Raw genomic sequence first — 5,219 nt, 5'->3', positions numbered from 1 at the left:
GCGCAGGGCGTGGCGCTGCGCTGCCCGACCCGCGACCTGGGCGCCGGTGCGAGCCGTCGCTACGAGAAGCTCGCTGCCCGGCGAGCCGCCCATCCGCGGCTGGCCGCCGCGCTCGCCGAGGCAGAGTGGATCGACCAGGGCGTCGAGATCGACGGCACCTGGTGGCCGGTGATCGTCATGGAGCGGGTGGAGGGCCGGTCACTGGCCGGCCAGGTGGAACACGTGCTCGCGAAGGACCCGGCCAGGCTGCGCGGTCTGGCCTGGAACTGGGCCGAGTTCGCCGCCACGCTCGCAGCGGCCGACGTGGCGCACGGCGACCTGCAGCAGAACAACATCTTCGTCACCGGGGACGGGCAGCTGAAGGCAGTCGACCTGGACGGCGTCTGGCTGCCGGCCGTCGCCCACCTGCCGCCGGACGAGACCGGTCATCGGCACTACCAGCATCCCCGGCGGCGACGCGGCGACTGGGGCCGCACCGTCGACACGTTCTCCGCCCTGGTCATCTACCTCTCCCTGCGCGCGCTGGCCGTCGAGCCGGACCTCTGGGGGCCACACCACAACGGCGAGAACCTGGTGCTCACCGACGACGATCTCGCGCATCCGGACCAGACCCCGCTGTGGGACCGGCTGAACAGCAGTCCCGACCGGGACGTCCGTCGGCTCGTGTCACTGCTGCGCGAGCTCTGCCACGGCCCGGCCGACTCCGGCCGGGACCTGGCCGGCCTGCTGGACGGCAGTCGCCGGGCCCGGTCGGAGGGGCTCCTACGGCCGGCATCGTTGCTCCGTCCCGCCGGGCCCGACGACGTCCACCGCTGGTGGGACGAGCCCGCGGCGGCCCCGCCGGATCCCGACGCCACCTGGTCCTGGCCCGGCGAGTCGGACGTCGGCGCCGGCCTGACCGAGTACAGCGACGCGAACGAGGGTGACGGCGCGGCCCGGTCGGGCCCGGCGCGCGCCCTCGCCTACGTCGCCCTGTTCCTCGCCGTCTTCGGTGTCGTCTTCGTCCTCGCGTACCGCGTCGGACTGCTACGGGCGCTGGTCTCTTGAGGGTCGCCCCCGGCTCCGCCCCGCGACCGGCTGCCTGCCGCCTGCCGCCTGCCGCCTGCCGCCTGCCGCCCGACCATGATCATCCCCGACCGGAAAACGATCCCGTGCACATCCCGCCGACCTCGGCGCCGTCCCCACCGCTAGGAGCCGGTCCGTGCCCTACTCCCAGTCGATCGACCGCACCACCCCGGGGTGCGTCATCTTCCTGTTGGACCAGTCCGACTCGATGAACCTGCCGGTCGGCGGCCGCTCCACCGTCTCGCGGGCCGAGCTGCTGGCCGACATCGTCAACGACACCATCGCGATGATCATGCGGCGTTGTCGGAAGGTCCACACCGAGCCGACTCCGCGGGCCTACTACGACCTGGCCGTGCTCGGCTACTGCGGGCAGGAGGTGCGCTCGCTGCTGGGCGGTCCGCTGACCGGCCAGTGGCTGGCGTCGATCCCGGAGCTGTTCTCCGCGGTGCTGCGACACGAGGAACGGGACGGACGTTCCAAGCCCGTCTGGGTGGAACCCTTCGCCTCCGGTCAGACGCCGATGTGCCTGGCTCTCAACCAGGCCGGTCGGCTGGCCAGCGGCTGGGCCTCGGGGCACCAGCGGTCCCACCCGCCGATCGTCATCAACATCACCGACGGGATGGCGACCGACGGGGATGGCGACGAGGTGCGCACCTGGGCCGACCGGCTGCGCTCGCTGCACACCCGGGACGGGGACCTGCTGCTGTTCAACGTGAGCCTCTCCGACGGCCTGTCGGCCTCGGTGCGTTTCCCGGCCAGCCCCGCGGAGCTGCCCGCGGACGACGAGTTCCTTCGCCTGCTGTTCGACACCTCCAGCGAGATCCCGCAGGAGATGCGCACAAGGGCGGAATCGGGCACCGCTGTCAGTCTCTCCGTCGGGTCCCGCGGTTTCGTGGCGAACGCGGCACCCGACGACCTCGTGCTGGCGCTGCGGGTCGGCACCAGCCTGACCGACGACCGTCGGTGACCGCCGGCCGCCGGGACCACGCGCGCCCGCAGGCACCGCCGCGGTGCAGTGCGCGGATCCTGCGGCTACCGAAGAACGAGATCGATCCGATCGAGGATGGCGCGGCCGCGAGCGAACGCAATGGTCGGTTCGCCGTCGCCGACGGTGCCTCGGCCGGACGCGACGTGCACCTGTGGGCGCAGGCGCTGGTCCGCGCCTACGTCCGCCAGCCGCCCCAGGGCCAGGCCAGCGATGCCGACCTGCGGGAATGGTTCCTCGCCGTGGCCAGGCAGCACGCGGCCACCCTTCCCCAGGCGGTCGGGCCCCGTTGGCTCGACGAGGGTCCCGGCGCGGTGACCAGCGCCTACGCCACGTTCCTCGGGCTGCAGCTGATGGTCGACGAGCAGGGCCGCGCAGCCTGGAAGGCCATTGCCATCGGTGACTCCTGCCTGCTGCAGGTGACCGCCGCCGGCGTGCTCACGTCCTTCCCCCTGGCCGCCCCGGATCAGTTCTCCGACACCCCGCGTCTGGTACCCGGCCATCCCCACCTGCTCGCGGCCAGTATGGACTCCGCCGGGGTGGAACGGGCCTCGGGCTCGATGGCCGCGGGTGACACCCTGCTGCTCGCCACGGATGCCGTCGCCCGCTGGCTGCTTACGCTGGCCCTGCACGACCTCGGCGGGCTACACCGGGTCATCCACAGCCCGCCCGACGACCTTCGCGACCATCTCGCCGCGCAGCGCGCCATCGGCGCCGTGGACACCGACGACCTCACCCTCCTCACCGTCCGCCTGCGCACCAGTCCACGCAGCCGTCGACCGACCCGCTCCTAGCCGATGTAGGGTGTCGGCCTGCGGGCAAGGTAGTGATCAACTCTCAGGCGCATGGACGGGTGCAGGTTCAGCGTGTCGAGGTCCTCCGCTGCGACGAAGCGTGCTTCCTTTGCCTCGCTGCCGTCCGCCAGCAGCGTCCCGCCGGTAATCCGTGCCTCGAAGCAGAGGGCAAACTGCTGCCGGACCTCCCCATCGTCGTAGGCGATCACGTGGCGTGGGTCGGTGTAGGTCCCGAGGATGCCGACGATCTCGACGGTCAGCCCGGTCTCTTCTCTGGCCTCTCTCGCTGCTGCTTCGGGCAGTGACTCGCCCACCTCCATCTGGCCACCCGGAAGCGCCCAACGGCCGTTGTCCGACCGGCGGATGAGCAGCACCCGATTCTGCTCATCGGGAACGACGACGGTAGCCGCCGGGACTATCGAGTTCGGCTTCGGTGCGGCCGGGTCGTCGTAGAAGTCTCTTCTAGCCACGGTGGGCCACGCTCCCCTCTACCGGCACGGAGCCGGAGTACACCCGGTCAAAGCTGCTCATGTAGTGGTCGAACAGGCGACCGCCCGGGATCCGCTGTAGGTGGATCACTGGACTCTGAGCGGCCGGAGCTCCAAATACGTGGGTGTTCGCGAGCAGGACGTCGTCGAAGCGGTAGATGGAGCTGTAGAGCGTCGTACTGTGCAGGTGGATATGAACCCCTGGCACCCCGATGGCGTCTTGCAGGTGGGTCAGGGACAACTTGATCCGTGCCGACACCTCATAAAGTCGCTTGACGTTGTTCCGCCCAGCGCTCCGCGATGCGCGCGGCCCGGAGCTTCCACCCCGGCGCGTCCATCCCTGCGGCCTGGTGCCACACCCGCTCGTTGGCCGTCACGAACGCGGTCAGCGCGCCGTCGTCCACCCAGGTGGGAAAGGTGGCGCCCCACGCCTCGGCTTCTTCCACACTGTGACCGGCGACCATGAACAGGAAGGCGACCAACGCCAAGTCCACCCACGGCGCGCCCCGGCATGCCCAGGCCCAGTCCACGATCATGGCCCGCTGGCCAGTGATCAGAACGTTGTGGCGGTTGAGGTCGGTGTGTAGCAGGGCCTCGCCGGTCATGGCGGGTTCCTGGCCGTAGTGCTGTTCGACCCTGGCCGTGGCGTGCGGTGGCAGGGGGATGCACTGGAGTCGGTCAAGGGCTGCACGGAAGAGGGGAAGATCCGGCGAGCCGGGAGTGAAGTCCGCCTGCCGCCCTGCCACGTGTTCGAAGCCGAGGACGGTCCATCCGTCCGCCTCGACGTGCCACAGGAGCGCGGGCGCGATGTCCCGCACGTACGGGTTGGTCGCAGCCTCGTTGCGTAGGGACGGGGCGAAGGGTCGCCCCTGCGCTGCCTTGATGAACACTAGGCCGCGGTCGGTTTCCAGCGTCGCCGTGAGGTCAGAGCGGCCCCCGTCGGCAGGGTGGGACGCCGTGACACGTCCCGCCCGTTCTTCCACCTCACGCCGAACCGTGCTCGGCAGTTCGGCCCACACGATCCGGGTCACGGCGCTCCCTTCGATGGCGTTACCGAAGATCAGTCGGAGTCATGGCGGGGGTGATTACACGTGGTGTTGCACGACGGCTTGCCGTCGCAGTCCCCCGGAAGAGCCCACAACTTCTCGTCCACCTCGTACCCGGTGGCGCACACGGCGGTGATGGTCCGGTGCAGGGTATCGGCGCGCGAGCTGTCGCCGTCGGTGGGCTCGTGGTGGATGAACCGGCCCGCGAGGCGGGCGCAGAATCTCGCGTAGTCGCGGGTGTGGAGCAGGAAGGCGTGCCATCCGGCGTCGACGGCCGTCGACGGTCCGAGGCCCGCACCGGGACTGTCGGCGCACGCCTTCAGGAAGTCCAACGCCTGATCGACGACCCTTTCGGAGTGGTCGCGGTCGTGGCCCTCGTCCTTCATGACCCTCTCAGTGAGACGGTCAAACAGGTCGGGGGCGACCAGTTCGCGCGCAGCATTCATCTCGGATTCCTTCCCGCTTGCGGTGCACCCACGTGGACGACAAGGCGCACCAGGGCCGCTAGGCGGGCGCCCCGGTCGGGTGTGGCCGCTGTGCCTGCCCCGGGGCGCCCAGAACCAGAGTGATCACCCTCGGACGCTGGCGGTAGGGGCGGCACTAGGGGCATCGCGGGTTCGTCCCCGGTGCGCCCGTGGAACTCGGGCGGCCGGAAGCGCCCAGAGGCACTGGAAACCTGCTGCCCCATCCACCCTGAATCGTCACTTCTGTTTCGTTGCATGTGTTACGCAACGATGCGACGAAACGTTTCGGTTTAGCGCTTTGCGGGGGGGGTTTTCCCCCCAACCCCCAAAACCTGGGCGCCCCCCTAGTTAATATTCAAACGGCCCGGGGGTTAATT

At 70.1% G+C, this 5,219-nt stretch carries 6 protein-coding genes and 1 pseudogene; 3 read left to right on the top strand and 4 right to left on the bottom strand.

Features of this window, described 5'->3' with window-relative positions:
• From ND748_RS23920 to ND748_RS23910, 3 genes and pseudogenes are all read left to right on the top strand, one after another.
• Positions 1 to 1,047: pseudogene (locus tag ND748_RS23920) on the top strand (hypothetical protein); the annotation flags it as partial.
• Positions 1,048 to 1,201: 154 nt separating this feature from the next.
• A complete protein-coding gene (locus ND748_RS23915) occupies positions 1,202 to 2,032 on the top strand; it encodes a vWA domain-containing protein (RefSeq protein ID WP_251748206.1) in 831 nt (276 codons plus the stop codon).
• Complete coding sequence (locus ND748_RS23910) at positions 2,029 to 2,844, top strand: hypothetical protein (protein WP_251748205.1); 816 nt, start codon at positions 2,029 to 2,031, stop codon at positions 2,842 to 2,844. Before ND748_RS23915 ends, ND748_RS23910 begins: the two co-directional genes overlap by 4 nt.
• On the opposite strand, the gene ND748_RS23905 is transcribed toward ND748_RS23910, so the two are convergent.
• Genes ND748_RS23905 through ND748_RS23890 form a run of 4 tightly spaced genes read right to left on the bottom strand, consistent with a single transcriptional unit; the run spans position 2,841 to position 4,824 of the window.
• The gene (locus tag ND748_RS23905; protein WP_251748204.1) at positions 2,841 to 3,314 is read right to left on the bottom strand and encodes an NUDIX domain-containing protein; all 474 of its coding nucleotides are present in this window, start codon (positions 3,312 to 3,314) and stop codon (positions 2,841 to 2,843) included. The genes ND748_RS23910 and ND748_RS23905 overlap by 4 nt on opposite strands.
• The gene (locus ND748_RS23900; RefSeq protein WP_251748203.1) at positions 3,307 to 3,540 is read right to left on the bottom strand and encodes a hypothetical protein; all 234 of its coding nucleotides are present in this window, start codon (positions 3,538 to 3,540) and stop codon (positions 3,307 to 3,309) included. The genes ND748_RS23905 and ND748_RS23900 overlap by 8 nt, the downstream gene beginning before the upstream one ends.
• 52 nt (positions 3,541 to 3,592) lie before the next feature.
• Positions 3,593 to 4,363, bottom strand: a complete 771-nt coding sequence (locus ND748_RS34725) for a phosphotransferase (protein ID WP_251748202.1) — start codon at positions 4,361 to 4,363, stop codon at positions 3,593 to 3,595.
• 29 nt (positions 4,364 to 4,392) lie between these two features.
• Positions 4,393 to 4,824 (bottom strand): hypothetical protein, encoded by a 432-nt coding sequence (locus ND748_RS23890; protein ID WP_251748201.1) that lies wholly within the window; start codon positions 4,822 to 4,824, stop codon positions 4,393 to 4,395.
• Between the last annotated feature and the right edge of the window lie 395 nt (positions 4,825 to 5,219).

It is taken from the genome of Frankia sp. AiPs1 (genome assembly GCF_023716945.1).
Lineage (GTDB): Bacteria > Actinomycetota > Actinomycetes > Frankiales > Frankiaceae > Frankia.
This window is presented reverse-complemented; position numbering and strand designations above follow the sequence as displayed.